General features: G+C 68.8%; 24 protein-coding genes and 1 tRNA gene. 9 read left to right on the top strand and 16 right to left on the bottom strand.

Annotated features, from left to right (window positions below; all coding sequences use genetic code 11):
• The first annotated feature begins 105 nt into the window (after nt 1–105).
• Complete coding sequence (locus T8T21_RS10705; RefSeq protein ID WP_322335579.1) at nt 106–975, top strand: branched-chain amino acid aminotransferase; 870 nt, start codon at nt 106–108, stop codon at nt 973–975.
• A gap of 63 nt (nt 976–1038) precedes the next feature.
• On the opposite strand, the gene T8T21_RS10710 is transcribed toward T8T21_RS10705, so the two are convergent.
• From T8T21_RS10710 to T8T21_RS10770, 13 genes are all read right to left on the bottom strand, one after another.
• Nucleotides 1039–1503 (bottom strand): DUF1294 domain-containing protein, encoded by a 465-nt coding sequence (locus tag T8T21_RS10710; RefSeq protein ID WP_322335580.1) that lies wholly within the window; start codon nt 1501–1503, stop codon nt 1039–1041.
• 7 nt (nt 1504–1510) lie between these two features.
• A complete protein-coding gene (locus T8T21_RS10715) occupies nt 1511–2467 on the bottom strand; it encodes a DMT family transporter (RefSeq protein WP_322335581.1) in 957 nt (318 codons plus the stop codon).
• Between the two features lie 117 nt (nt 2468–2584).
• On the bottom strand, nt 2585–2770 hold the full coding sequence (locus T8T21_RS10720) for a hypothetical protein (protein ID WP_183470437.1): 186 nt from the start codon (nt 2768–2770) through the stop codon (nt 2585–2587).
• A gap of 117 nt (nt 2771–2887) precedes the next feature.
• Nucleotides 2888–4105: a PQQ-dependent sugar dehydrogenase gene (locus tag T8T21_RS10725; RefSeq protein ID WP_322335582.1), complete on the bottom strand. Its 1218-nt coding sequence runs from the start codon at nt 4103–4105 to the stop codon at nt 2888–2890.
• 19 nt (nt 4106–4124) lie between these two features.
• On the bottom strand, nt 4125–5186 hold the full coding sequence (gene queG, locus T8T21_RS10730) for a tRNA epoxyqueuosine(34) reductase QueG (protein WP_407660132.1): 1062 nt from the start codon (nt 5184–5186) through the stop codon (nt 4125–4127).
• Nucleotides 5187–5229: 43 nt separating this feature from the next.
• Entirely contained in the window at nt 5230–5916 is a 687-nt protein-coding gene (gene fzlA / locus T8T21_RS10735; RefSeq protein WP_183470433.1) for an FtsZ-binding protein FzlA, read from the bottom strand.
• Nucleotides 5917–5963: 47 nt separating this feature from the next.
• A complete protein-coding gene (gene mtgA / locus T8T21_RS10740; RefSeq protein ID WP_183470431.1) occupies nt 5964–6707 on the bottom strand; it encodes a monofunctional biosynthetic peptidoglycan transglycosylase in 744 nt (247 codons plus the stop codon).
• Between the two features lie 31 nt (nt 6708–6738).
• The gene (locus tag T8T21_RS10745) at nt 6739–7743 is read right to left on the bottom strand and encodes an alpha/beta fold hydrolase (RefSeq protein WP_322335584.1); all 1005 of its coding nucleotides are present in this window, start codon (nt 7741–7743) and stop codon (nt 6739–6741) included.
• A 139-nt stretch (nt 7744–7882) separates the two neighbouring features.
• Entirely contained in the window at nt 7883–12430 is a 4548-nt protein-coding gene (gene gltB, locus T8T21_RS10750) for a glutamate synthase large subunit (protein WP_322335585.1), read from the bottom strand.
• A complete protein-coding gene (locus T8T21_RS10755) occupies nt 12417–13136 on the bottom strand; it encodes a hypothetical protein (RefSeq protein ID WP_322335586.1) in 720 nt (239 codons plus the stop codon). The genes gltB and T8T21_RS10755 overlap by 14 nt, the downstream gene beginning before the upstream one ends.
• 106 nt (nt 13137–13242) lie before the next feature.
• On the bottom strand, nt 13243–14679 hold the full coding sequence (locus T8T21_RS10760) for an NAD(P)-dependent oxidoreductase (RefSeq protein WP_322335587.1): 1437 nt from the start codon (nt 14677–14679) through the stop codon (nt 13243–13245).
• Nucleotides 14680–14840: 161 nt separating this feature from the next.
• Nucleotides 14841–15644, bottom strand: coding sequence for an undecaprenyl-diphosphate phosphatase (locus tag T8T21_RS10765; protein WP_183470423.1), 804 nt, complete (start codon nt 15642–15644; stop codon nt 14841–14843).
• Between the two features lie 15 nt (nt 15645–15659).
• Nucleotides 15660–16643 (bottom strand): complex I NDUFA9 subunit family protein, encoded by a 984-nt coding sequence (locus T8T21_RS10770; protein WP_322335588.1) that lies wholly within the window; start codon nt 16641–16643, stop codon nt 15660–15662.
• Between the two features lie 209 nt (nt 16644–16852).
• Here T8T21_RS10770 and T8T21_RS10775 point away from each other — a divergent pair.
• The 8 genes from T8T21_RS10775 to T8T21_RS10810 all read left to right on the top strand — a co-directional run bounded on the left by T8T21_RS10775 (nt 16853) and on the right by T8T21_RS10810 (nt 21732).
• Nucleotides 16853–16939 (top strand) — tRNA-Leu (locus tag T8T21_RS10775).
• 27 nt (nt 16940–16966) lie between these two features.
• On the top strand, nt 16967–17578 hold the full coding sequence (locus T8T21_RS10780) for a ribonuclease D (protein WP_322335589.1): 612 nt from the start codon (nt 16967–16969) through the stop codon (nt 17576–17578).
• Between the two features lies 1 nt (nt 17579).
• A complete protein-coding gene (locus T8T21_RS10785) occupies nt 17580–18560 on the top strand; it encodes a KpsF/GutQ family sugar-phosphate isomerase (protein WP_322335590.1) in 981 nt (326 codons plus the stop codon).
• Nucleotides 18561–19172 carry a hypothetical protein gene (locus T8T21_RS10790; RefSeq protein ID WP_322335591.1) on the top strand — a complete coding sequence of 204 codons (612 nt, stop codon included), beginning with the start codon at nt 18561–18563 and terminating at the stop codon, nt 19170–19172. It begins immediately after the preceding gene.
• On the top strand, nt 19169–19651 hold the full coding sequence (locus T8T21_RS10795; protein ID WP_322335592.1) for an LptA/OstA family protein: 483 nt from the start codon (nt 19169–19171) through the stop codon (nt 19649–19651). Before T8T21_RS10790 ends, T8T21_RS10795 begins: the two co-directional genes overlap by 4 nt.
• On the top strand, nt 19648–20409 hold the full coding sequence (gene lptB, locus T8T21_RS10800) for an LPS export ABC transporter ATP-binding protein (protein ID WP_322335593.1): 762 nt from the start codon (nt 19648–19650) through the stop codon (nt 20407–20409). The genes T8T21_RS10795 and lptB overlap by 4 nt, the downstream gene beginning before the upstream one ends.
• A 229-nt stretch (nt 20410–20638) precedes the next feature.
• Complete coding sequence (hpf, locus tag T8T21_RS10805; RefSeq protein WP_183470412.1) at nt 20639–21214, top strand: ribosome hibernation-promoting factor, HPF/YfiA family; 576 nt, start codon at nt 20639–20641, stop codon at nt 21212–21214.
• A 53-nt stretch (nt 21215–21267) separates the two neighbouring features.
• The gene (locus tag T8T21_RS10810; protein ID WP_183470411.1) at nt 21268–21732 is read left to right on the top strand and encodes a PTS sugar transporter subunit IIA; all 465 of its coding nucleotides are present in this window, start codon (nt 21268–21270) and stop codon (nt 21730–21732) included.
• Between the two features lie 6 nt (nt 21733–21738).
• Here T8T21_RS10810 and T8T21_RS10815 read toward each other — a convergent pair whose 3' ends face one another.
• The 3 genes from T8T21_RS10815 to T8T21_RS10825 are packed head-to-tail and all read right to left on the bottom strand — an operon-like array spanning nt 21739 to nt 25860.
• The gene (locus T8T21_RS10815; RefSeq protein ID WP_322335594.1) at nt 21739–23160 is read right to left on the bottom strand and encodes a nodulation protein NodH; all 1422 of its coding nucleotides are present in this window, start codon (nt 23158–23160) and stop codon (nt 21739–21741) included.
• Nucleotides 23153–24853 (bottom strand): DUF5927 domain-containing protein, encoded by a 1701-nt coding sequence (locus tag T8T21_RS10820; protein ID WP_322335595.1) that lies wholly within the window; start codon nt 24851–24853, stop codon nt 23153–23155. The genes T8T21_RS10815 and T8T21_RS10820 overlap by 8 nt, the downstream gene beginning before the upstream one ends.
• On the bottom strand, nt 24850–25860 hold the full coding sequence (locus tag T8T21_RS10825; protein WP_322335596.1) for a glycosyltransferase family 2 protein: 1011 nt from the start codon (nt 25858–25860) through the stop codon (nt 24850–24852). Before T8T21_RS10825 ends, T8T21_RS10820 begins: the two co-directional genes overlap by 4 nt.
• Nucleotides 25861–25864 lie beyond the last annotated feature (4 nt).

Here is a 25864-nt window from a genome sequence, read left to right on the forward strand (position 1 = left end):
TTGTTGACATTCCAAGGGCGAAGCGGTAGCGATCTGCCCCATAGGGCGCAATTTTCGGTCGCAACGTCCGGAACAGCGCGGGATAAGTTGACAGGGAGGCACGCCATGGCCGGCGGCTACGACGATCGCGACGGAAAGATCTGGCTCGACGGCCAGCTGGTGGAATGGCGCGATGCCCGGGTGCACATCCTGACCCACGCGCTGCATTACGCCTCTTCGGTGTTCGAGGGCGAGCGCGCCTATAACGGCAAGATCTTCAAGGGCGTCGAGCATTCGCACCGCCTGCGGAAATCGGCCGAGCTCCTGGATTTCGAGATCCCCTACGCGGTCGAGGAAATCGAGGCGGCGAAATACGCGGTGCTCGAGGCCAATGGCTGGTCCGACGCCTATGTGCGCGCGCTGGCCTGGCGCGGCGCCGGCCCCGACATGGGCGTGGCGAGCTTGCGCAACCCCGTCCGCATGGCGATCGCCGCGTGGGAATGGGGCAGCTATTACGGCGACGCCAAGATGAAGGGCGCCAAGCTCGACATCGCCAAGTGGAAGCGCCCCTCGCCCGAGACCGCGCCCTCGCAGGCCAAGGCGGCGGGTCTCTACATGATCTGCACCATGTCCAAGCACGCCGCCGAGGCCAAGGGCTGCTCGGACGCGATGATGTTCGACTATCGCGGCTACGTGGCCGAGGCCACCGGCGCCAACATGTTCTTCGTCAAGGATGGCGAGGTGCACACGCCGCTCGCCGATTGCTTCCTCAACGGCATCACCCGTCAGACCGTCATCGCGATGCTCAAGGAAAAGGGCATCACTGTGCATGAGCGGCACATCATGCCCGAGGAGCTCGAGAGCTTCGAGCAGTGCTGGCTCACCGGCACCGCCGCCGAGGTGACGCCGGTCGGCCAGATCGGCGACTACAATTTCGAGGTCGGCGCGCTGACCCGCGACGTCGCCGAGAGCTACGAGAAGCTCGTGCGCGCCTGAGCCAGACTCAATGCCAGAACACGGAGGGGCGGTGCCGCAAGGCGCCGCCCCTTTTCGTTGCGCTCACAGGCCGCGGTTGATCTTGACCGTTTTGCCCGGTGCGGGTTCGGACGCGGACGGCTCCGCATCGTGCCAAGCCTCGGCCACCCCTGCCCCCATCCCCGCCACCGCCATGGCGACGGCACCAAGCGCCTGCTTGGTCTTGAGGCGCATCGGCGCCTGGCTCGCGAGCCCCACGGTGAGCGCCAGCACGAGGACGGCATGAGTCCAGAGGATCACCTTCAGGTGCCGCGCGAAAGGCTGCTTGCGCGTCTTGTGGCGCAGGTGGCGCTGCGCCAGCAGGGTGCCGAGGCTGCCGCCCCAAAAGGCGATCCGCAACAGACGCCGTTCGGGCCAGCGCCACAGCCCGCGCTCGGCACGCCGCTTGTCACTCGCCATGGAGAAGAAGCCCACTAGGTTCATCAGCACAAACAAGGCGACGAGGCCGAGCGCGCCCGCGATCCACTCCATGCCGTCCATCGCGGTCATCGCCGATCTACCCGTTCGGGCTCATCGCCCGGCGGCCGCGGCCGCGCTCGATCCCCAGCCGGTGTTCGCGCCAGATGATGGCGATGCCGGCGCTGACGATGATCGCCGCGCCCGCCAGCATCGTCCATGTCGGCACCTCGTCGAACACCGCATAGCCGACCCCCAGCGCCAGCAGCATCGAGGCGTATTCGAACGGCGCGATCAGCGAGGCGTCGGCATAGCGATAGCTCGACGTCAGGAAGATCTGTCCGACCCCGCCGAGCAGCCCGGCCAGCACCAGCAGCGCGAATGTGCCCGGCGCGGGCAGCACCCAGCCGAAGGGCAGCGTCAGCAGCGCCAGCACGCTCGCCGTCATCGAGAACCAGAACACGATCGCCGCCGTGCCCTCGCTGCGGGTGAGCTTGCGCACGAAGACCTGCGCCAGCGCGGCGCAGAGCGCGCCGCCCAGCGCCACCACCGCGCCCAGCGTCTCGGCGAGACTCAACGGATCGGAGGTCACCGACAGACGCGGCGACATGACGATGAGCACGCCGACGAGCCCGGCTCCCACTGCCGAAAGCCGGAACAGGCGCACTTCCTCGCCGAGGAACATCGCGGCGAGGATCACCACCATCAGCGGCGCGGCATAGCCGATCGCGGTCACTTCGGGGAAGGGCAGCAAGCCCAGCGCGGTGAAGCCCAGCCCCATGGCGGCGGTACCGACGAGACCGCGCCACAGATGGCCCATCGGGTTGGGCGTCTCCAAGCCGTGGCGCAGCTCGCCGCGCCAGAGCAGCCAGACGATGATCACCGGCAATGCGAAGAAGGATCGGAAGAACACGGCCTCGCCGGGCGGCACCGCGTCGGAGGTCGCCTTGATGATCGCTGCCATGGCGACAAACACGCAGACCGAGGCAACCTTGAACAGGATGCCACGCATGGGCTGTTGCGGCGGCGCGGTGACCGGGCTGGCAGGAGGGGTCATGGGGTGATCCTTTCACCGCGACCCTAGACCGCTCAACCCTGGGAGCAAGCGACCGGCGGGCGATCTGGCCCGCCGATGCGCGTTTTGTCCGGGATGCGTCACCCCGGATGGGTGTCCTCAGACCTCGTGACCGCGCTCGATGCGTAGGAACTGGCGCAACCGGGCCGCGCCACGTGCGCCGAGGCTGCGGGCATGCACCCGCCGCACGGCGCGGTGCGGCGCCTCCTCATGCTCGATCCGGGCATATTCACGCGCGCGGATCGCGCTGCGATCCTTGGGCCTGTCGATCACGTGCTTGGTCATCGAAATCTCCTCCTCTGGGGATATCGTGGGTTTGCACCCTATCCGATCGGGCCGATTCGGTCTGCATCTTTCGAGAGGCGCCCCGACACCGGCCATTCGCCGCCGGGGGCGCTGAACTCAACCCTTGGGTGACATGCGCAGGATCGCGCCGGCCTCGCTGTCGATCAGGAAGAGCACGCTGCCATCCTCCGCGATCTCCACGTCGCGCACCCGGCCATTGCCGCCCGCAAGCGCCTCCTCGCCCACGACGCGGCCCTCCTCGTCGATATCGAGGCGCACCACCTCGCCTGGGTTGAGCGAGGCGATGACCAGATCGCCCGCCCAACCCTCGAAGGCGTTGCCCTCGTAGAAGGCCATGCCGCCCGGCGCAATTACCGGGTCCCAGTAATAGACCGGCTCCTCGATGCCCTCGGCACGTGGCTCGCCGATGCCCACCGAGTCGCCGTCATAGCGGATGCCGTAGCTCACCTTGGGCCAGCCGTAATTGGCACCCGGCGTTGGTCGGTTCAGCTCGTCACCGCCGGCGGGGCCATGCTCGATGGTCCAGTAGTCGCCGGTCGCGGGCTGGATCGCCGCGCCTTGGATGTTGCGGTGACCATAGGACCAGATCGCGTCCTCGCCCTCCTGCCCGACGAAGGGATTGTCCTCGGGCACAGTGCCGTCGGGGTTGAGCCGCACCACCTTGCCATAGGTGTTGTCGAGCTCCTGCGCGAGCTGGCGGTTCTTGTCGGTGAAATGCTCGCCCGTGGTGATGAAGACGTGGCCCTCGCCGTCGAAGGTGATGCGCGAGCCGTAATGCATCGGTGCATCCGAGGGCGGGCCTTGGACGAAGATGTCCTCGACGTTCTCCAGCGCGGTCATGTCATCCGAAAGCGTGCCGCGCGCGGCCGCGGTGGCGACGCCGCCATCGACCGGCTTGGCATAGGTGAAATAGACCATGCGGTCGGCGGCGAAGTCGGGGCTCAGCGTCACGTCGAGGAGACCGCCCTGCTTGCGCGCGTCGATCTCGGGCAGGCCGGAAATCGGGCCGTGCACCTCGCCCTCGGGCGAGACGTGGCGCAGCCGGCCGGGCCGCTCGGTGACGAGATAGCCGCCGCCGGGCAGCGGCGCGATGCCCCATGGGCGCTCCAGCCCCTCGGCGAAGGTCTCGATGGCGACCTCGGTCGCCTCCAGCTTGGGCGCGCGGGCCTGTTCGGGGAAGGCGGGCTGGTAATCGGCGTTGGCCGGGCCGCGGTCGACCGGCTGCCTGGCGTTGCCATTGTCGCTCTGGGCCAGGGCGAGGCCGGGTATCACGGCGGCGATCGCCGCGACGACGAAGGGCGAAGTGGTCTTCATGTCGGTCTCCTCGGGCTTGTCAGGACACCGAGCTAGCCGCCTCCCCCTGCCCTTCCAGCCGCCTCACGGCCCATTGACCGGCCTCGGCCAGGGTCGGATCCGGCTCGGCGGCGAGGTCGCGGGCGACAGGCAACAGCCTTGGGTCGCCGGAATTTCCGATGGCATAGGCGACGTTGCGCAGGAAACGGTCGCGGCCGATCCGCTTGATCGGACTGCCCGAGAACATCTCCCGAAACGCAGTATCGTCGAGCTTCGCGAGGTCGGCCAGCGGCGGCGCGTCGACCTTGCCGAAATAGCGCATCTCGGTCGCTTCCTGCGCGAACTTGTTCCACGGGCAGACCGCGAGGCAGTCGTCGCAGCCATAGATCCGGTTGCCCAGGGCCTCGCGGAATTCCTCGGGCACCGGTCCCTTGTGCTCGATGGTGAGGTAGGAGATGCAGCGCCGCGCATCGAGCTGGAACGGCGCCGGGAAGGCGTTGGTCGGGCAGATGTCGAGGCAACGCGTGCAGGAGCCGCATTTCTCCGCCGCAGGCGCATCCACCGGCAGCTCCACCGTGGTAAAAATCGCGCCGAGAAACACCCAGTTGCCGACCGTCCGGCCCAGAAGGTTGGTGTGCTTGCCCTGCCAGCCGAGACCAGCGGCCTGCGCCAGCGGCTTTTCCATCACCGGCGCGGTGTCGACGAAGACCTTGATCTGCTCGTCGGGACACTGCTCCAGAAGCCAGCGTCCGACCCGTTTCAGCCGTTTCTTGACGAGGTCATGGTAGTCGCGGCCATGGGCATAGACGCTGATCGCCGCCCGTTCAGGATGCTCCAGCACCTCGAGCGGGTCGTGTCGCGGCGTGTAGGCCTCGGCCAGCATGATGACCGAGCGTGCCTCGGGCCAGAGCGCGGCCGGGTCGCCACGCCAGCCCATGCGCTCCTCCATCCAGCCCATCTGTCCGTGCCGCCCCTCGCCCACATAGGTGGCGAGCCGCGCGGCAGCCTCGGGGATGGCGTCGGGGCGGCAGATTCCCATCTCGGCGAATCCCTCGCCGAGCGCGGCCTCGCGCAGCCGGTCCTTGAGCGCCTGCTCATCCATGCTCATCAGCTATGCCTTCGGGGCCCCGGCCCCAAGCCCGGCCTCAGAAATCGAGATCCGCGTAATGCGAGGGCTGCGGAAAGCCCGGCAGCTGGTCGGCCAGCAGCGAGCGGAAGGCCGGGCGCGACTTGATCTTGGCGTACCAGTCCTTGACCGTCTCGGAGCGGTTCCAGTCCACGTCCGAGATGTAGTCGAGGCAGGACAGATGCGCCGCGGCGGCGAAATCGGCGAGGCTGAGCTCGTTGCCCGCGAGCCAGCGGCGCTGATCCAGGAGCCAGGCCATGTAGTCGAGGTGATACTTGATCGCCCGCGCCCCGGCCTTGACGTTGGTGCTGTCGGGATAGCCACCGCCCATGACCTTCTTGAAGACCCGCTCTCCGAGCAGCTTCGAGGTCACCTCGCGGTTGAACTTGTCGTCGAACCAGCCGACGAGACGGCGTACCTCGTAGCGGGCCTCGACCGATTGCGGCAGCAGCGGCGGATCGGGCTGCACCTCTTCGAGATATTCGCAGATCGCCGTGCTTTCCGACATCATCCGGTTGCCGAGCTTGAGCACCGGAACCTTGCCGGCCGGGTTGCGGCGCATGAATTCGGGGTCCTGCTCCCAGTAGCGCTCCTCGACGAGCTCCACCTCGATGCGTTTCTCGGCGAGCGAGAGCCTCACCTTCCGCGAGAAAGGTGAGAGCGGGAAGTGGTACAGGCGGTGTGCGGCGGGACGGCTGTTCTGCATGCCCCCCTATCTGCCGCAAGCGCGGCGCCGCTTCAATCCCGCGCGCGTCACTCGAAGCAGTCGTCGCGCCCGTCGCGCCGGATCGTTGCAGCGCCGTCGAGGATGGCGGCGGCCCGCCGGCGCACGAAATCGGAAGGATCGGCAGCCGAGCGTCGCTTGGGATCGGGCAGGATCGCAGCGAGACGGGCGGCCTGAACGTCGGAGAGCTGCGCCGCCGAGACACCGAAGTAATGCGGCGCCGCGCGACCGATACCGAACACGCCCTCGTCGAACTCCGCGACGTTGAGATAGGTCTCGAGGATGCGCCGCTTGGTCCAGACCGCCTCGACGGGCGGGGTCAGCCCGGCCTCGAGCGCCTTGCGCAGCCAGCTGCGTCCCTGCCAGAGGAACACGTTCTTGACGACCTGCTGGCTGATGGTGGAGGCGCCGCGATTGCCGCCCGCCGCCATGGCGGTCCGGATCGCCTTGAGGTCGAGGCCCCAATGCAGGCAGAAATTCGCATCCTCCGCCGCGACGGCAGCGCGGGCCATGACCGGCGCAATCTCTTCCATCGGCACCCAGTCATGCGCGATCCCGCCCAGCCGGGCCCGCTCGGAGAGCATGTAGGGCGTGGTCGGCGGGTTCATGGTCGAGAACAGCAGGATCAGCGCCCCCGCGACGCCGACCAGAGCGGCCCCGGCCCAGAGCAGCAGCCGGGCGATCCGGCGGCCCGGCTTCGACGGCGTGTCGGAGGCCTTGCGCCTGCGGCGGCGTGCCGACCCTGTTTTCGATGTGTTCACGGGCTTGGACATGCCGCCATAGACCCTGCGCGTCGGGGTCGGGTCAAGCCGGTCGCGCGGCGCCCGCGCGCCCTTCCGCCCGCTCGATCGCGGCCATCACCGCCTCGGGCGCGGTCTGGTGGACCATGTGCCCCACCCCCGGCAGCACGGTGTAGCCGCTCTGTTCGATCTCGCGGTGCAGCCGCGCCGATTGCGACTCGGAATCGACCACCCGGTCATCCGCCCCGGCGATGATCTCCACCGGCATATGCAGCTCGCGGTAGCCGTGACGCGCGGCGGCGGCCTGCGGGATCATCATCGCGGTCTCGGCGCCGCTGGCGCGCAGCTGCGAGGGGCGCAGCGCCATCTCACGCGGGAACGCGGCGAAACCGGGCGCCACCGGCGCGGGGGCGAAGATCCGGCGGATCAGCCGGGGCCAGATCAGCCGGGCCAGCGTCGGGGAGATGGTATAGCGCAGCGCGTCGCCCAGCACCGGGACCGCCGGGGCAGAGAGGCCGATCACCTCGGGCCGCGCCGTCGGATAGTGGTAGCCGGCGGCCAGCACCAGCGCCCCGACCATGCCCGGGTCGCGTCGCGCCAGCGCCACCGCCACCGCGCAGCCCCAGGAATGGCCCAGCACGGTGGCCCGCGCCACGCCGAGATGGCGCAGCGCCGCGTGCAGCAGATCCGCCTGCGCGGCGGCGCTCCAGACCCGGCCACGCGGCCGGGTGCTGTGGCCAAAGCCGGGCCGGTCGAAGACGATGACGCGATGCGTCCGTGCCGCCAGCGCCACGAGGCCGCTGCCCACGAAGTCCTCGATCATGCTGCCATTGCCGTGCAGCAGCACCAGCACCGGCCCGTCGCCGCGGTCGAGGTAATGCAGCCGCACGCCGTGCAGATCGAGGAACCGCCCACGCGGCGGGTTGTCGCGCTCGGCCTGCAGGGCGGCGCGATGGTTGGCATAGGCCGACACGGCCAGCGCGGTCGCGGCGAGCCCGGCCAGCGCGCGGATCGGGCGGCGTCGCGCGGGAGGATGCTGTCGGTAGGCGGGGGGCGGTGTCTGGGTCATGGGCCGGCTCCATTGCGGGCGCGCGCTGCAGCGCGGCGCAGGGATTACGCGCCAGACCGCGCCAAGTTCCCCTGCCCCAAAACGGCGCGGGGCCGGCGCGTCGCCGCGCCGGCCCCCGTTTTCGATCTCGCCTTGGCCGTCACTCGGCCGGCAGGGCCACCTTCTCGACCGTGAGCGGGTGCGGGATGTGGCGCAGCATCTCCTTGGGGCAGACCTGCAGGAAGTTGTGCTTCTCGCTGTCCCAGTGCTGCAGGATCTCGGCCGCCTTGCGGCTGCCGGTCTCGAGCTGGTGGCGCTCGATCAGACCCTTGAGCTGGTTTTCCCAATGCTCGACCGTGACGCCGCAGGTGACGAGCGTCTCGGTGTTCATCAGCGGCTCGGCCAGCCCCTCGGGATCGTAGAGATAGGCCATGCCGCCGGTCATGCCGGCGCCGAAGTTCGCGCCGATCGAGCCGAGGATCACCGCGACCCCGCCGGTCATGTATTCGCAGCCATTGGTGCCGCAGCCCTCGATCACCACATGCGCGCCGGAGTTGCGCACCGCGAAACGCTCGCCGGCGCGGCCGGCGGCGAAGAGGTAGCCCGCCGTCGCCCCGTAGAGCACGGTGTTGCCGATGATCGTGTTCTCCGAGGCCACCAGTGGGCTCGCCATCGCCGGGCGCACCACGATGGTGCCGCCCGAGAGACCCTTGCCGACATAGTCGTTGGCGTCGCCCGAAACCTCGAGCTTCAGGCCGGGGGCCGCGAAGGCGCCGAGCGACTGGCCCGCCGAGCCGGTGAGCTTGACGGTCAAATGGTCGGGCTGCAGCTGGTTCCGCATCCCGAAATTCTCGACGATATGCGCCGAGGTCCGGGTGCCGATGGTGCGGTGCGTGTTCTGCACCGCGTATTGCAGCTGCATCTTCTCGCCATCCTCGAGGAAGCGGCGGGCATCCTTGACGATCTCGGCGTCGAGCGTGTCGAGCACCTCGTTGCGCGGCTTGTTGCGGTCGTAGCGGATGCGGTTGGTGCCATCCACGGTGATCAGCAGCGGGTTGAGGTCGAGATCGTCGAGATGCGCCGAGCCACGGCTGACCTGCGTCAGCAGGTCGGCCCGGCCGATCACGTCGTCGAGCGAACGCGCGCCGATCGAGGCCAGGATCTCGCGGACTTCCTGGGCATAGAAGGTGATCAGGTTCACCACCTTGTCGGCGTTGCCGGTGAACTTCTGACGCAGCGCCTCGTCTTGGGTGCAGACCCCCACCGGGCAGGTGTTGGACTGGCACTGGCGCACCATGATGCAGCCCATGGCGATCAGCGCGGCGGTGCCGATGCCGTATTCCTCGGCCCCCATCATCGCCGCCATGACGATGTCGCGGCCGGTCCGCAGCCCGCCATCGGTCCTGAGCGTCACCCGGTCGCGCAGGTTGTTCATCGACAGCACCTGGTGCGCCTCGGTGAGACCCATTTCCCAGGGCAGGCCGGCATACTTGATCGAGGTCGCCGGCGAGGCACCGGTGCCGCCATTATGGCCCGAGATCAGGATCACGTCGGCCTTGGCCTTGGCCACGCCGGCGGCGATCGTGCCGACGCCCGACGACGACACCAGCTTCACCGTCACCTTGGCGCGCGGGTTGATCTGCTTGAGATCGTAGATCAGCTGCGCGAGGTCTTCGATCGAGTAGATGTCGTGGTGCGGCGGCGGCGAGATCAGCGTGACCCCTTCCGTCGAATGCCGCAGCCGCGCGATCAGCTTGGTGACCTTCATCCCCGGAAGCTGGCCGCCCTCGCCGGGCTTGGCGCCCTGCGCCACCTTGATCTCCAGCTCCTCGCAGGCGCCGAGATATTCGGCGGTGACGCCGAAGCGGCCCGACGCCACCTGCTTGATCTTGGCCGACGGGTTGTCGCCGTTGGCCTCGGGCAGGAAATGCGCCGGATCCTCGCCGCCCTCGCCCGAGTCGGACTTGGCGCCGATCCGGTTCATCGCGACGTTGAGCGTCTTGTGCGCCTCGGGGCTCAGCGCGCCCAGCGACATGCCCGGCGTGACGAAGCGCTTGCGGATCGAGGTGATGCTCTCGACCTGCTCGATCGGGATCGCCTCGCCGATCGGCTTGATCGCCAACAGGTCGCGCAGGTGGATCGGCGGGTTGGCCTGCATGGTCGCGGCGTATTGCTTCCACAACTCGAAGGAGGCGCGGTCGCAGGCGGCCTGCATCATGTGCATGGTGGTGGCTTCCCAGGCGTGCTTCTCGCCCGAGCGGCGCGACTTGTAGAAGCCGCCGATCGGCAGCGTGCCGAGATCGGCGCCCGGCTTGGTCCAGCCCTTGGCGTGCACCTCCTCGAGCTTCTTCTGGATGCCGGTCAGGCCGATGCCCGAGATGCGGCTGTGCATGCCGGGGAAGTACTCGGCGCACATGGCGCGCGACAGGCCCACGGCCTCGAAGTTGAGGCCGCCGCGATAGGAGGAGATCACCGAGATGCCCATCTTGGCCATGATCTTCAGAAGGCCCGCATCGACCGCGTCGCGGTAGCGGCGCATGATGTCGGTGAGCGTGCCCTCGAGCAGGCCGCGGTTGAGGCGATCGGCGAGGCTGTCCTGCGCGAGATAGGCGTTCACCGTGGTCGCGCCCGAGGAGATCAGCACCGCGAAGTAATGCGGGTCGATGCATTCGGCCGAGCGGACGTTGACCGAGCAGAAGGTGCGCAGACCCTTGCGGGTCAGCCAGCTGTGCACGGCGGAGGTGGCGAGGATCATCGGCATCGCCACCTTGTCCTCGTCCTGGTGCTGGTCGGTGAGCACGATGTGCCCGGCGCCCGAACGCACCGCGTCCTCTGCCTCGGCGCGGATCCGCTCGAGGCCCGCGCGCAGCCCGTCAGGCGCGCCGCCCGCCGGGAAGGTGCAGTCGATGAAGGCCACCTGGTCGCCGAACTGCTCGACCATGGTGTCGAACTCGGCATTGGCGATGAACGGGCTCTCCAGCACCAGGATCTCGGCCTGGGAGGAGCTTTCGTCGAGCACGTTCTTGAGGTTGCCGAAACGGGTCTTGAGCGACATCACCCGGCTTTCGCGCAAGCTGTCGATCGGCGGGTTGGTGACCTGACTGAAGTTCTGCCGGAAGAAGTGCGACAGTGGCCGGTACTTGGTCGAGAGCACGGCGGAGGGGGTGTCGTCGCCCATCGAGGCGATCATTTCCTTGCCGTCCTCGGCCATCGGCGCGAGCACCTGCTCCAGCTCCTCGATCGAGTAGCCGGCCGCGATCTGGCGCTTGCGCAGCTCGTGGCCCTCGAAGAGCGGCTCCTCGGGCACGTCGCGCAGGATGTCGTTGAGGTTCACGACCTTCTCGATCCACTCGCTGAAGGGTTGCGAGGCGGCGAGCTTGTCCTTCATCTCGCTGTCGTGGAACAGCCGGCCCTCGGTCATGTCGACCGCGATCAGCTGGCCCGGCCCGAGCGCGCCCTTCTCGACGACGCTGGCTTCGTCGACCGGCACCATGCCGGCCTCGGAGCCCGCGACGAGAAGCCCGTCGCCGGTGACGACATAGCGCATCGGGCGCAGGCCGTTGCGGTCGAGACCGGCGCAGACCCAGCGGCCGTCGGTCATGGCGAGCGCCGCGGGACCGTCCCAGGGCTCCATCACCGCGTTGCAGTAGGAATACATGTCCTGCCAGGCCTGGGGCATCTCGACCTGGCTCTTGGACCAGGCCTCGGGCACCAGCATGGTCTTGGCCATCGGCGCGTTGCGCCCGGCGCGGACCAGCACCTCGAACACCGAGTCGAGCGCGGCCGAGTCCGACGAGCCCTGCGGCACGATCGGCTTGATGTCCTCGGCCATCTCTCCGAAGGTCGAAGAGGCCATGCGGATCTCGTGGCTCTTCATCCAGTTGATGTTGCCCTTCAGCGTGTTGATCTCGCCGTTATGGGCAAGCATGCGGAAGGGCTGGGCCAGCCACCACTGCGGGAAGGTGTTGGTGGAATAGCGCTGGTGGTAGAGCGCGAAGGCGCTCTCGAAGCGCGGGTCCATCAGGTCGGGGTAGAACACCGCCACCTGCTCGGCCAGCATCATGCCCTTGTAGATCACCGAGCGGCAGGACAGCGAGGCGAGGTAGAGCTCGCGCACGCCGGCCGCGGTGGCGGCGCGCTCGATCCGGCGGCGGATGATGTAGAGTTCGCGCTCGAACTGCTCCTCGTCGATGTCCTTCTCGCAGCGGATCAGGATCTGCTCGATCTCGGGACGGGTGGCGTTGGCCTTCTCGCCGAGGCAGGTGATGTCGACCGGCACGTGGCGCCAGCCATAGATGTAGTGCCCCATGCGGAGCACCTCGGTCTCGACGATGGTCCGGCAGGTCTCCTGCGCGCCGAAATCGTTGCGCGGCAGGAAGACCTGGCCCACCGCGATGCGGCGATCGGCCATCGGCTCGTGGCCGGTGCGGCGGATCTGGTCCTCGAAGAAGGCGCGCGGGATCTGCACGTGGATGCCGGCGCCGTCGCCGGTCTTGCCGTCGGCGTCGACCGCGCCGCGGTGCCAGACCGCCTTGAGCGCCGCGATGCCCTTCTCGACCACGGCGCGCTGCGGCTTGCCGTCGATCGCGACGACGAGGCCGACGCCGCAGGAGGCGTGCTCGTCATCCTCGCGGTAGAGGCCGTTCTCGGCCATGAACTTGCGCTTGGCCTCTTCGGCGGCGACCCAGGCGGCATCAAAGTTGGTCATGGGCGGTCTCCTTGGCGGGGGATGCGGGGGCCTTCGACATGGTGGCGCCGCAGCCGTGTTTGGGATGGGACGAGAGGAAGCCCGGCTCGTCCGGGAAGATGAATTCGACCGGCCGGTCGTCGGAGCTGAACGAGCCCTCCGGGCCGGTCACTTCGCTTTCGCCGGAGAGGAAGATCCGGCGGGCGCGGTCGATGAACTCGTAGCCGGCGCTGCGCCACATTTCCTCGCCGTCGGGGCTGATGGCCCGCACCTCGTACTCGGTGCGGTCCAGCTCGACGCCGTCGATGGTGACGGTCTCGCCGGTAAGGCTGTCGAAACCGACATAGCGGGTCTCGCCCACCTCGTCCGACAGCGTCGTGAAGTCGAAGGAATCGGCGCCGGTCTCGACCAGCTCGGAGAAGGAGGCCGGGTCGGCCGGGTCGGGCCCGAGCCGCTCGGCGCGGTTGGCGCGCGGATAGACGCTTTCGACCCACTGGGTCTCGCCGTCGATCGCGCCGAAATAGCTCACCCCTTCGAGGTCGAGATCGACCCGGCGGCGCCAGCCCTCCGGATCACCCTCGCAGGTGAAATGATGCGAGACGGTGCAGCTCGCCGTCTGCACGGTCATCTCGGCGGTGCAACCCTCGGGCAGCGTCACCTGACGCGGCGCCTGCGCGCCGGCCGCGACGGGCAGCGCGCAGAGCAGGAGGGCGATAGGCGTCTTCATGGCAGTCTCCGTGATCGGGACGTAAATGACCGGGTCGGAACGCGCCGGCCCATGGGCCGGAGCACGAGGGACACGAAGGGGGCGGGCGCGCGGCCCGCCGCCCGCATCACTCGGCGACGCCGGCGCTGGCCGACTGGTCGAGATACTCGACGATCGCCGAAGCGCTGTCACGCCCGTCGCGGATCGCCCAGACCACGAGCGAGGCACCGCGCACGATGTCGCCCACGGCGAAGACGCCGTCGAGCGAGGTGGCGCCGGTGCCGAACTCGGCCCGCACGGTGCCCCAGCGGGTCACTTCGAGACCTTCGACACCCCAAAGCGTCGGCAGGTCCTCGGGCTCGAAGCCGAGCGCCTTGATCACCAGATCGGCCTCTTCGAGGTAATCCGCGCCCTCGATCTTCTCGGGCATGCGACGGCCGGTGGCGTCGGGCGTGCCGAGGCGCATCCTGTGGACATGGACGCCCCTGACGCCCTGCGCGTCGCATTCGAAGCCCTTAGGGGCCGACAGCCAGACCAGCTCGACGCCCTCTTCCTCGGCATTGGCGACCTCGCGCTGACTCCCCGGCATGTTGGCCCGGTCGCGGCGATAGAGGCACTTCACGCTTTCCGCGCCCTGACGGATCGCGGTGCGCACGCAGTCCATGGCGGTGTCGCCACCGCCGATCACCACGACCTTCTTGCCGGCCGCGTTCAGCTCGCCACTGTCGTATTCCGGCACATCGTCGCCGAAGTTCTTGCGGTTCGAGGCGGTGAGGTAGTCGATGGCGCGGACCACGCCGTTATGGTCGCTGTCGGGCAGGTCACGCGACTTGTAGACGCCGGTGGCGATCAGCACGGCGTCGTGCTTGCCGCGGATGGCGTCGAAGGAGATGTCCTCGCCGACCTTGCAGTTCAGCACGAACTCGACGCCCGACTCCTCGAACTGCTTGGTGCGGCGATCCACGACCTCCTTCTCGAGCTTGAAGCCCGGGATGCCATAGGTCATCAGCCCGCCGACCCGATCGTAGCGGTCATAGACCGTGACCTGCACGCCGGCGCGGCGCAGGTAGTCGGCGGCAGCCAGACCGCCGGGGCCCGCGCCGATGATGCCGACGCTCTCGGGACGCTCGCGCGCGGGGCGGATCGGCTGGACCCAGCCCTCGTCCCAGGCGGTGTCGGTGATGAATTTCTCGACCGAGCCGATGGTGACCGTGCCATGGCCCGACTGCTCGATCACGCAGTTGCCCTCGCAGAGCCGGTCCTGCGGGCAGATACGGCCACAGATCTCGGGGAAGGTGTTGGTCGCCTGGGAGACCTCGTAGGCTTCCTGCAGACGGCCCTGGGCGGTCAGGCGCAGCCAGTCGGGGATGTTGTTGTGCAGCGGGCAATGCGTCTGGCAGTAGGGCACGCCGCACTGGCTGCAGCGGCTCGACTGCTCGGCCGCCTTGTCGCGGGCGAACTCGGCGTAGATCTCGCGGAAGTCCTCGCGCCGGGCAGTGGCCAGACGCTTCTCCGGCATGTCGCGCGGCACCGACACGAATTTCAGCATCTTGTTTTCGGCCATGGCTCGTCTCCCTCTGGCTGGGCTCGCCGAGGGCATATCCGAAGCTTGCCGCGATGAAAAGGCAGCACGACTGACTTATTTGCCGCTTAAGCGGTCGAGTTCCTTAGCCGAATGGCTAGCTCATGCAAATAATTAGTAAACCGTGCTGACCCATAACCCTCTCAGACCATGAAAAGACCGGCCAGAGTCAGCAGGCCGATGATGATTCGCCACCAGCCGAACAACGCGTATCCATGCCGCGAGACGTAGCCGAGCAGCCATTTCACCACGACCACCCCCGCCACGAAGGCCATGGCAAAGCCGATGGCGATCTCGTGGATCGCGGTGAGATCGAGCACGTCGCGGTTCTTGAACAGGTCGTAGGCCACCGCCCCGGCCATGGTCGGCATCGACAGGAAGAACGAGAACTCGGCTGCTGCGCGCTTGCCGACCCCCATCGACAGCCCGCCGACGATGGTCGCGCCCGAGCGCGACACGCCAGGCACCATCGCCAGCACCTGAAACATCCCGATCGCCAGCGCGGTCTTGATCGGCAGCTGCGTCGCATCCTCGTAGCGCGGCGTCGGGGCCATGCGGTCGGCGAAGAGCAGCACCACCCCGCCCAGCACCAGCATCACGGCGATCAGCGCCGGGGTTTCGAACAGCACCGTCTTGATCAGGTCATGCGCCAGCACGCCGATCACTGCCGCCGGAAGAAAGGCGATCAGCACCGCCGCCACGAAGCGGCGCGCGGCCGGGTCGTGCGGCGCGGCGCGCAGCACCCCCCAGAGCTGGGTGAAATAGAGCGTCAGCAGCGCCAGCACCGCGCCGAGCTGGATCACCACCTCGAAGGTGCGCCCGGCGCTCTCGAAGCCGAGGAAATGCCCGGCGATCAGCAGGTGACCGGTCGAGGAGACCGGGATGAACTCGGTCAGGCCCTCCAGCAGACCGAGCAGGAGAGGCAGGAGAATCGTCTCTCCAGTCATGGCGATGTCCGTCCGTTAGTGGTGGCGCAGGTTCCGCGCCGATTCCTTGATGGCCAGATACTGCCCCGAGGGGCGGAACCGCCACAAATAGTCCGGCAGCACCGCCTCCATCGCGCGCGGGTTGATGCCGAGATCGGCGAATCCCTTTGCACGTGTGCTCACGATATTGTCGCGACGCAGATCGGCGACCTGATCAACGGTGATCGGCGCGCGTACCAGACCGAGGCTGAGCATCTGCACCACCCGGCCGACGCTGGCCATCAGCCGGCCGATTCCGAAGGGCAGGCCGAGCACGATCCGGCGACGCCGGATGATGTGCAGCATCTGGGTGATGAGTTCGCGGAAGCTGTGCACGTCCGGCCCGCCCAGCTCGTAGACGCCCGGCGCGGCGCGGCCCTCGGCCGCGATCTCGGCGGCATGGGCCACGTCGTCGACATGCACCGGCTGGAACCGGGTGTCAGCCCCGACCAGCGGGACCACCGGCGAGAACTGCGCCATGGCGGCGAAGCGGTTGAAGAACCCGTCCTCGGCACCGAACAGGACGGAGGGGCGCAGGATCACCGCCTGCGGCATGTGCCGCAGCACGCCCGCCTCGCCCTCGGCCTTGGAGCGGGAGTAGCCGCTCTCGGACTCGGCATCGGCGCCGATCGCCGAGACATGCACCATGCGCGCCACGCCCGCCTCGGCGGCGAGCCGGGCGATCCGCTCCGGACCCTCGGCCTGCACGGCCTGGAAGGTGTTGCGCCCCTGCTCGGCCAGCACGCCCACGCAGTTGATCACCACCTCGGCCCCGGTCAGCGCCGCGCGCACGCTGTTGTCGTCGCGGATGTTGCACAGCACCGGCTCGACCTGCCCCACCACGCCGTAGGTGCGCACGAAGAGCGCCTCTTCGGGACGGCGGCAGGCCACGCGCACGCGCCAGCCCTGCTGCGCCATCCGACGCGTGATATAGCGCCCGAGGAAGCCCGATCCGCCGTAGATGGTCACAAGTCCGGTCATCGGCCCCGCCCTGATTGAGGTAATTTGATGCCTCGCGGTTTACCCGCCGGGGCGGATGCGGACAAGCGCCGATCCGGAGGCCCACTAAAGGCGACGGCAAGGGGCGCCGCAGGGCGGCTCGACGGGCTTCCGCCGCGGCAGCGCAAAAAACCCGCGAAGGCCCGTTGACACCCCCCGCGCCATTCCGTAGATCGCCCCTCACACGACCTGCCCAGGTGGTGGAATTGGTAGACGCGCTGGCTTCAGGTGCCAGTGTCCGAAAGGACGTGGAGGTTCGAGTCCTCTCCTGGGCACCATCCCTCCCGCATGAAAGCGAGGGTCTCGTGGCGAACCACCTATATCAAGACGATCTACCGGACGGGCTCGATCTCGGCCCTGTCGTTGCCATCGATTGCGAAACCATGGGTCTCAACCCGGTGCGCGATCGGCTCTGCCTCGTGCAGATGTCGGCGGGCGACGGCGACTGCCACATGATCCAGGTCCGCCCCGGCCAGAACGCGGCACCGAATCTGGTCCGGATGCTCGAAGACCCGCAGGTGCTCAAGCTGTTCCATTTCGGCCGGTTCGACATCGCCGCGATGCTGTACGCCTTCGGCGCCACCGCGCGCCCGGTCTACTGCACCAAGATCGCCTCGAAGCTCATCCGCACCTACACTGATCGGCACGGCCTCAAATACCTGCTGCAGGAACTCGTCGGCGTCGACATTTCCAAGCAGCAGCAGCAATCCGATTGGGGGGCCGAGGAGCTGAGTTCGGCGCAGCTCGACTACGCCGCCTCGGACGTGCTGTACCTGCATCGGCTGCGCGACGCGCTCGATGCCCGGCTCGCGCGCGAAGGTCGCGTCGAACTGGCGCAGGCCTGCTTCGACTTCCTGCCCACGCGCGCGGCGCTCGATCTGGCGGGATGGGCTGATGCCGACATCTTCTCGCACTGACATGACCGACGAGGCACAACGCTCCGACGACCTCACGGTCGCACGCCAAGTGATCGGCGACGAGGCTGCGGGCCTCGCCGCACTGGCACGCGGGCTCGATGGCGGCTTTGCGCAGGCGCTCGAGGCGATCCGGGCCGCGCCCGGCCGGGTAATCGTCTCGGGCATGGGCAAGTCCGGCCATGTCGCCCGCAAGATCGCGGCCACCTTTGCCTCGACCGGCACGCCCGCCTCCTTCGTGCATCCTGCAGAGGCCAGCCATGGCGATCTCGGCATGATCTCCAAGGGCGACGTGGTGCTGGTGCTGTCGAATTCGGGCGAGACGCCCGAGCTCGCCGATCTCGTCGCTCATACCCGGCGATTCGGCATCCCGCTGATCGGCGTCGCGGCCCGGCCCCAGAGCACCCTGATGACCCAGGCCGACATCGCGATCACGCTGCCCGCCCTGCCCGAGGCCTGCGGCATCGGCGTGGTGCCGACCACCTCGACCACCATGACGCTGGCGCTGGGCGACGCGCTGGCCATCGCGCTGATGCGCGGGCGCGGCTTCACCGCGGCCGATTTCCGCGCCTTTCATCCCGGTGGCAAGCTCGGCGCCCGGCTGGCGCGGGTGCGTGATCTGATGCATGGCGCCGACGAACTGCCGCTGGTCGCGCGCGACACGCCGATGGCCGAGACGCTGCTGGCGATCACCGGTGCGGGTTTCGGCGTGGTCGGCGTGACCGACGCGTCGGGCGGGCTTGTGGGAATCGTCACCGACGGCGATCTGAGGCGGCACATGGACGGGCTGCTCGACCACATCGCGGACGAGGTGATGACGCCTGCGCCGCGCACCATCCGCCCCGACGCGCTCGCCGCCGAGGCGCTCGCGCAGATGAACGAGCGCAAGATCACCTGCCTCTTCGTCGTGGATGATGAGGACGCCGCGCGGCGTCCCTTGGGAATCCTGCACATCCATGACTGCCTGCGGGCCGGCGTTGCCTGAATGCATGCCCGCGACAACGCCTATTCGCGTTTCATCGGCCGCGCCAAGGTGCTGCTGCCGCTGGTCGGGCTGATCCTGCTCTCGACCCTGTTCCTGATCGCCCGTAGCCCCACCCGGCCCGGCGAGATCCCCTTCGCCGAGATCGAGGCGATCGCCGCCGAACAGCGGGTCAGCGCGCCGCGATTCGCCGGCAGCACCGAAAGCGGCGCGGCGATCGCGGTAGAGGCCGATACCGTACGGCCCCGTGCCGGCGCCGACGGTGTCTACATCGTGGTCGCACCGCGCGGCAGCATCGAGGGCCCCGGCACCGCGCGGGTCGATCTCAGCGCCGCGCGCGGCGAGGTCGAGCCGAGCCGCGCGCAACTGCGGCTCGATGGCGGCGTCTCGATCCTCGACAGCCGCGGCTACAGCGTCGAGACCCCGACGATGGAGGCCGATCTCGCCACCGGCGGGCTGGTCTCGACAGGCGAGATCGTGGTGACCGCGCCGTTCGGCGAGCTGACCGCCGCCGAGATGCGCACCACCCTGCCCGAGGGCGGTGTTCCGCACATGGTGTTCTCCGGCGGCGTCCGGCTGCTATATGATCCGGCGAGCCGAGGAGAGAACCGATGACCCGCCTGACCGCCACGCTGCTGACGATCGCCCTGTTCCTGCCCGGCCTCGCCGCGGCCCAGACCCAAATGGCCCTTGGCGGGCTCGACGCCGACCCCGACGCGCCGGTCGAGATCACCGCCGAGAGCCTCTCGGTCGATCAGGCCACCGGCCGCGCCACCTTCGTGGGCGATGTCCGCATCGGTCAGGGCGAGATGAAGATCTCCGCCGCCACGGTCGAGGTCATCTATGACGAGGCCACGGGCGATATCGCCCGGCTCGAGGCCGAGGGCGGCGTGACCTTCGTCACCGCCACCGAGGCCGCCGAGGCCCAGAGCGCGGTCTACGACATCGCCGGCGGCACGCTGCTGCTGACCGGCGACGTGCTGCTGACGCAGGGCCGCACGGCGCTGTCCTCGCAGAACATGTCGATCGACCTCGCTGCCGGCACCGCCGAGCTGACCGGCGGCGTGCGCAGCGTCATCGAGCCGGCGCAGTGACCTCCCGCCCCGCCCTTGAACTGACCCCCGGCAGCGGCGGCCTGCAGGTCACCGGCCTGCGCAAGTCGTATCGCAAGCGTCCGGTGATCCGCGACGTGTCGCTGCATCTCGACCGCGGCGAGGTGGTGGCGCTCTTGGGCCCCAACGGCTCGGGCAAGACCACCTGCTTCTACTCGATCGCCGGGCTGGTCACGCCAGAGGGCGGACAGGTAACGATCGAGGGCCGCGACGCGACGCTGCTGCCGATGTATCGCCGCGCCCGGCTCGGCATCGGCTACCTGCCGCAGGAGATGTCGGTGTTTCGCGGCCTCAACGTCGAGGACAACATCCTCGCGGTGCTGGAGATCGCCGAGCGCGACCGCACCTCCCGCCGCGAGCGGCTCGAGGAACTGCTCTCGGATTTCTCGATCGGCCATCTGCGCCGCGCCCCGGCACTGGCCCTGTCGGGCGGCGAACGACGCCGCGTCGAGATCGCCCGCTGCCTCGCCGCCAACCCGCGCTATGTGCTGCTCGACGAGCCCTTCGCCGGGGTCGATCCGATCGCCGTGGGCGAGATCCGCGACCTCGTGGCGGCGCTGAAGACCCGCGGGCTGGGCGTGCTGATCACCGATCACAACGTGCGCGAGACCCTCGGCATCGTCGATCGCGCCTATATCCTGCATGACGGCCACGTGCTGATGTCGGGCACCACTGAAGAAGTGATCCGCGACGAGAACGTGCGCCGGGTCTATCTTGGTCAGGGCTTCCGGATCGGCTGATCTCCGCTGCAACGGCAGCGTTGACAAGCCGGGGGCCGATCGGGCGAGATGGGACTCGATGACGCAGACCCACCGCACTTGTCCACAGGCCGTTATGGCTCCGACACGACGGGCCGGACCGGCCCTGCGGCAAGCCGGGTCCACTCATCCCCACCCCCCCGCCGGCCCTTGGCATCGGCGCGCCCCGGGCGCGCGCCGCCATTGTGCCGCGCCCTTGAAGGAGACCTCCATGCGCTACCAGATCACCGGCAAGCAGATCGAGATCGGCGAGGCGCTGCAGACTCACGTGCAGACCGAGCTCGGTGCCACGGTCGCCAAGTATGCGGGTCGGCCGACGGACGCCAACGTGGTGTTCTCGCGCTCGGGCCATGAGCATGTCTGCGAGACCGTGGTGCACCTCTCGACCGGCCTCAACGCCCAGGCCACCGGCCGCGCCACAGAGATCTACGCCGCCTTCGAGGCCTGCTGCGAAAAGATGGACAAGCAACTCAGGCGCTACAAGCGCCGCCTCAAGGACCACCACAAGGCGCGTGCGAACCCGGTTGAACAATCTCTCGCGGGCTCCTATATCCTCGCCGCCGGCGGGGATTCGGACGAATCCGAGCAGGACGGCCTCGCGCCGATGATCGTGGCCGAGATGGAATCGAAGATCCCGGAGCTGTCGGTCGGCGAAGCGGTGATGCAGCTGGAGCTGGCGGATGCGCCGGTGCTGGTCTTCCGCAATGAGAAGCATAGCGGGATCAACGTGGTCTATCGCCGCGACGACGGCAATTTCGGGTGGATCGACCCGCGTAACATCGGCTAGGAGGGACCACGAACCTGGCTCTCCGAGCCCGCCTCGCAGACAGGGGACTCCCTATGCAGATTTCCGAGATCCTTCCCGTCGAGGGCGTGAAGTTGCTGGCCTCCACCAGCTCCAAGAAACGCCTGTTCCAGGATCTCGGGGACCTCGCTGAGAGCTGCTACGACCTGCCGCCGGGCCGCGTGGTCGAGGCGCTGCTCGAACGCGAGGCGCTGGGCCCCACCGGCGTGGGCCACGGCGTGGCCCTGCCGCATGCCCGGCTCGAAGGTGTCGAGCGGGTGCGCGGCCTGTTCATCCGGCTGGAAAAGCCCTTGGACTTCGACGCGGTTGACCGCCAGCCCGTCGATCTGGTGTTCTGCCTGCTGGCGCCCGGCGGCAGCGGCGTCGAGCACCTCAAGGCGCTGGCGCTGGTGTCCCGCACCCTGCGCGACGCCGCCACCTGCCAGAAACTGCGCGCCAATGCCGAGATCGGCACGCTGCACGCGATCCTGACCGAAGGCCCCGCCACGCAGGCCGCCTGAGCGGCCTCAGCCCTCCAGCGGCTGCCAGTCCTCGAAGCCGAACCGGCTGTAATCGCGGCCATAGACCGCGCGCGCCGCGCGTTCGATCTCGGCATCGTAGATCGCGGCCAGTGCCGCCTGCCACGGGTCAGAACCCCCTGCCCAGCGCGGCGCCTCGCAGCCGGCCTGTGCGGCGATCCAAGGCAGGTCGCGCGCCAGATCCGCCTCGCGCAGCACCGCATCGGGGCTGTCGAAACCGGCGATTCCCTGCAGGAGCGCGCCCTGACTGGCCCATGCGGCATCGGCCCGGATCGCGGTCTGCCCGCCCAGATTGGCCTTCAGGAAGCCCAGAAAGGCAAGAAACCCCGCGCGGTGCCGCGCCGGGTCCGGATCCGGCCCCTCGGCGGCCGGGTCGATCTCCAGTGCGAACTGCCGCCGCAGCGTCTCGCGGATCTCGGCGAAGCTGCCCGGTCCGCGTGCCAGGATCCGCTCGCAGAAGGCCGCATGGGCGCGGGCCACCGGGTGGCGCAGCACCGTGAAGCTGCGGTGGCCGGGATGGCCGCGCTGCCAGTCGCGCAGCGTCTTTTGCGTGAAGCCCGTGCGCACCGGCGCGCCGTCGATCGCCGCAAGCCAGTCCGCAAGCGCCGCCTCCGGCCCCGATTTCAGCGGCATGCAGAGCAACCCGCGGCGCGCCGCGGCAAAGTAGCGCGGCACCATCGGTCCCCGGCGCGGCTCGAACTCGGGCGTCCGGTCGAGGTCGAACCGGTCGACTCCCGCCAGCGCCTCGCGCATCTCCTCGGGGTTCTCCACCTTGTCGGTGACGCTGCCGGGGTTCTGCTTCTTGAGGCTGCGATCGAGCCCTTCGAGCCGCGCCTCGACCCCCAGCCAGGCAGCAAGGCCGTTGAGGATCTCGACCTCCTGCAGATCCTCGTAGCCGAGGTGGAACGCCGTCTGCCCGCCGCGCTGCAGCGCCGCCCGGATGCGGCCCTGGGTCTCGCGCAGACGCTGCAGATGCGCGGCGAAACCTTCCGGCTCGAAGCGCACCAGCGCCGCCTTGGCGTGGCGCGGATCGGTCAGCTTCCACTGCCCGGTGGCGGTGGCGATTCGGTGGCTCACATAGCTGTCGAGCGGGTTGCGGGTCAGCACGATCTTGGCGATGCGGGGCTCGGCCATCAGCGCGTCGAAGATGCGCGGATCGTGATCGCCGAAATAGCGGAAACCGTTGAGCCCCGGCGCTGCCCGCAGCCGCGCCAGCAGCGCCAATGGATCGGCATCGCGCGCCGCGCGGTCGGTGCCGAGGATCGGCGCATCCTTCGGCGTACCGATGAAATGCGGGTTGAACGCCTCGCCGTGGCAACGCACCCCGTCGAGCGCATTGAGGTTGGCTTCGAGGAAGTTGGAGCCGGTCCGCATCTCGGCCAGCACCACGAAACTGTCGAACTCAGCCATGCGGCCTCACGATATAGGGTCTGGGGGCCGGCTGGCGTGGCGCCGGCGGCTCGGCCGGGACGTCGCCGGTCAGGTAGGGGTGCATGCCCTGGTTGCGCATTTCCTGCAGGAACCGGCCAAAGCCTTCGAGCGGGCGCAGCGCGGGAGGCGCGGGCAGAGGCCCGGTGCGACCGGGCGCGATATCGGCGAGGATCCGCGCCAGCGCCTCGTCCGGTGTCTCGAGGAACTCGGCCAGCGTCCAGACCCGCACCCGGGCCTTGGCATGGGGCGAGCGCAGCGCCTCTAGGTGATCGGCCTCGACCCGTTGCAGCCGTGCCGCCTCGTCCTTGAGCCGCGCCACCGGCAGGCCCGAGGCGAAGAGCGGCACCGCCCAGGCCCCCGAGATCACGCCGATCCGGGCGTTGGGATCCTTCGCGATGTCCCAGCTCACGAACTGGCTGTCGCGCGGGCCGAACTGGAACACCTGCCGCCCTGCCCGGCCGTTCCAGATCAGGTTGGTGAGAAAGCGCTGCGCGTTGTGGTCGCGCAGCTCGGGCGCCGCCGCGAGGGCGCCGCGCCAGATCGACGCGCCATCCTCGAACTCGGCGCCCTCGGGCGCGAAGACATGGCCATGCACCGTGGCGCCGCTGGCCTTGGCGAACCACGCTCCGAAACCCTCGTAGAGCTCGGCGAACCCCTCCAGCACGCCGTAAGGCGCGGCGGTGAAGCCGTTCTCCCATCCCTCATGCGGCAGGCGGCTTTGCATGTAGAGCCCGGCCCGGCCGCGCACCCGCCGCTCGGTCGCCTCGGCGAAGACCCTATCGATCCGTGCCGGCGCCGGCTCGGCCGCGCCGGCCGGGTGCCCGCCCGCCTCCATCTGCGCATAGATCGCCTCGGCCCGGGGCCAGATCTTGCGCGCCACGAAGCAGTCCGAGCGGCGCAGCAGCGGCAGGTGGTCGTCGTAGAACAGGTGCGGTTTGCCCTGGAAGTCGAACTTGCACATGGTCAGCGACCGGCTCTCGATCCGTCCCGACCAGCGCCGCGCGAGGCTCTGGAAATAGCTCTCATCCGGGATCCAGACCCGCCGGAAGTAGCGATCGAGCGCCGGGCGCTGCGGGTCCGACAGGATCGCCCGCAGCGTGGCCGCGCTCAGGCACCACCATTGCGAGCCGATATGCGGCTCCAGCCCCTCGGGCAGCCGCCGCCGCACCCCCAGCCGCCGTTGCAACGCGACGTAGCGGTCGAACAGCCAGCGCTGCCGCTTCCACGAGAACGGAAAGCGCAGGGTGAATCGCTCCTCCGAGAGGCCGCCCACCGTCCACGGCACATGCGCCACCCGGGCGCTCTCGATGAAATCGGTGCCGGGCCGGTCGCGCAGATAGGCGTCGAGCTCGGCCACCGGGCGCAACGGCACGCAGGCGCCCGAAGCGAGATAGACGTGCCCCAGATCTGGAAACCGCTCCAGCATTAGCGCCGCGCCCGATTGGGTCGCCGCGACGATGCCCCAGCCGCCCCATTCGCAGCGATGCCGCTCGCAGAACAGGACCCGGTCGGAGAGGTCGTCGAACTGGGCGCGAAAGCGCGCGTAGCGGGCGGGTTTCATGGCGGCGTCGACATGCACCGCCACCGGGCAGCCCGACCGTGCCCAGTGCCGGATCACCTGCGCCGCGCGTCCCAGCGCGGTGTGCACCAGGATCACCACCCCGAAGCTCACGTCCAGTTGCCCCGCGACATCAGCCCCAGCTCCTCGAGCTGGCGCCAGTTGATGTATTTCTCGCTCCATCGGCACCACAGTTCCGGGTCCGCCTCCAGACCGGCGGCATAGGCCTTGTACTCGGCGCTTGCGGCGTAATGTTGACGCCGCTGCAGCTCCTCGCGGGCCTTGGCCCCGAAACCGTCGAGAAACTTGGTGTGCAAAAGGAGGCCGCTGGTCTTCTCACCGCCCCACTCGTCATAGACGAGGTTGAGCCCGCGCGGCAGCAGCATGTGGGTCGAGCTGACATAGGCGTAGCGGCGGTCCCACTTCACCAGCGGGATCTTGTTGAGCGCCGGGGCGCGCCACGGCTCCTGCGCGAAGAACATCCGCGCCCGCGGTCCGCCCTGGATCCACAGATTGCCGAACGTCTCATTGCGCGACAGGCTGTAATTGCCCGGATCGAACCAGCAGGCGATCTCGAGCGGATCGCCGCCCCGCTCATAGGGCTGCGCGCCGATCGTCCCCTTGGGATAGAGATCGAGCAGCATCGCCCCGAAACTGCGGATCGAGGAGGCGTCGAGCCAGTCGGTCAGCGCCTTTAGCGGCCGCGTGTCGCAGAACGGGTAGACCAGCAGCTCGTCGGGATCGACGGTCAGGCACCAATGGCCATGGCCATGCCGCCGCGCCAGCCAGTTCAGCCAGTCGACCCCGAAGCGGGCGCGCTTGTAGCTGGCGTCGCTGCGCCACAGCGACACGTCCTCCTGCGCGGCGAGATATTCAGCGCCGCCATCGTTGCTGCCATTGTCGACCATCAGGAAATGCCCGACGCCCATCCGGCGGTAATAGTCGAGGAAATGCGGCAGCCGCACGTTCTCGTTGCGCAGGGTGGTGAAGATCAGGATGTCGGCCGGTCGGATCGCGCGGGTGCGATCGACCACCGTCGTCAGTTCGCGCCGCTTGCGAAGCGCCCGGAGCCGCCAGCGTCTGCGCTGCAGTCTCAGCCGGTATGCCTGCCAGGCCTTCACGCGC

This window comes from Limimaricola variabilis (assembly GCF_034371605.1).
Lineage (GTDB): Bacteria > Pseudomonadota > Alphaproteobacteria > Rhodobacterales > Rhodobacteraceae > Limimaricola > Limimaricola variabilis.

Coding starts and splice junctions, on each gene's coding strand:
- T8T21_RS10745 (WP_322335584.1), bottom strand. CDS start 7,743: ATGACCCAGACACCGCCCCCCGCCTACCGACAGCATCCTCCCGCGCGA.
- T8T21_RS10770 (WP_322335588.1), bottom strand. CDS start 16,643: ATGACCGGACTTGTGACCATCTACGGCGGATCGGGCTTCCTCGGGCGC.
- T8T21_RS10790 (WP_322335591.1), top strand. CDS start 18,561: ATGCATGCCCGCGACAACGCCTATTCGCGTTTCATCGGCCGCGCCAAG.
- T8T21_RS10705 (WP_322335579.1), top strand. CDS start 106: ATGGCCGGCGGCTACGACGATCGCGACGGAAAGATCTGGCTCGACGGC.
- mtgA (WP_183470431.1), bottom strand. CDS start 6,707: ATGTCCAAGCCCGTGAACACATCGAAAACAGGGTCGGCACGCCGCCGC.
- T8T21_RS10725 (WP_322335582.1), bottom strand. CDS start 4,105: ATGAAGACCACTTCGCCCTTCGTCGTCGCGGCGATCGCCGCCGTGATA.
- T8T21_RS10755 (WP_322335586.1), bottom strand. CDS start 13,136: ATGAAGACGCCTATCGCCCTCCTGCTCTGCGCGCTGCCCGTCGCGGCC.
- gltB (WP_322335585.1), bottom strand. CDS start 12,430: ATGACCAACTTTGATGCCGCCTGGGTCGCCGCCGAAGAGGCCAAGCGC.
- hpf (WP_183470412.1), top strand. CDS start 20,639: ATGCGCTACCAGATCACCGGCAAGCAGATCGAGATCGGCGAGGCGCTG.
- T8T21_RS10810 (WP_183470411.1), top strand. CDS start 21,268: ATGCAGATTTCCGAGATCCTTCCCGTCGAGGGCGTGAAGTTGCTGGCC.
- T8T21_RS10795 (WP_322335592.1), top strand. CDS start 19,169: ATGACCCGCCTGACCGCCACGCTGCTGACGATCGCCCTGTTCCTGCCC.
- fzlA (WP_183470433.1), bottom strand. CDS start 5,916: ATGCAGAACAGCCGTCCCGCCGCACACCGCCTGTACCACTTCCCGCTC.
- T8T21_RS10785 (WP_322335590.1), top strand. CDS start 17,580: ATGACCGACGAGGCACAACGCTCCGACGACCTCACGGTCGCACGCCAA.
- T8T21_RS10760 (WP_322335587.1), bottom strand. CDS start 14,679: ATGGCCGAAAACAAGATGCTGAAATTCGTGTCGGTGCCGCGCGACATG.
- T8T21_RS10815 (WP_322335594.1), bottom strand. CDS start 23,160: ATGGCTGAGTTCGACAGTTTCGTGGTGCTGGCCGAGATGCGGACCGGC.
- T8T21_RS10765 (WP_183470423.1), bottom strand. CDS start 15,644: ATGACTGGAGAGACGATTCTCCTGCCTCTCCTGCTCGGTCTGCTGGAG.
- T8T21_RS10715 (WP_322335581.1), bottom strand. CDS start 2,467: ATGACCCCTCCTGCCAGCCCGGTCACCGCGCCGCCGCAACAGCCCATG.
- T8T21_RS10720 (WP_183470437.1), bottom strand. CDS start 2,770: ATGACCAAGCACGTGATCGACAGGCCCAAGGATCGCAGCGCGATCCGC.
- queG (WP_407660132.1), bottom strand. CDS start 5,186: ATGGATGAGCAGGCGCTCAAGGACCGGCTGCGCGAGGCCGCGCTCGGC.
- T8T21_RS10710 (WP_322335580.1), bottom strand. CDS start 1,503: ATGACCGCGATGGACGGCATGGAGTGGATCGCGGGCGCGCTCGGCCTC.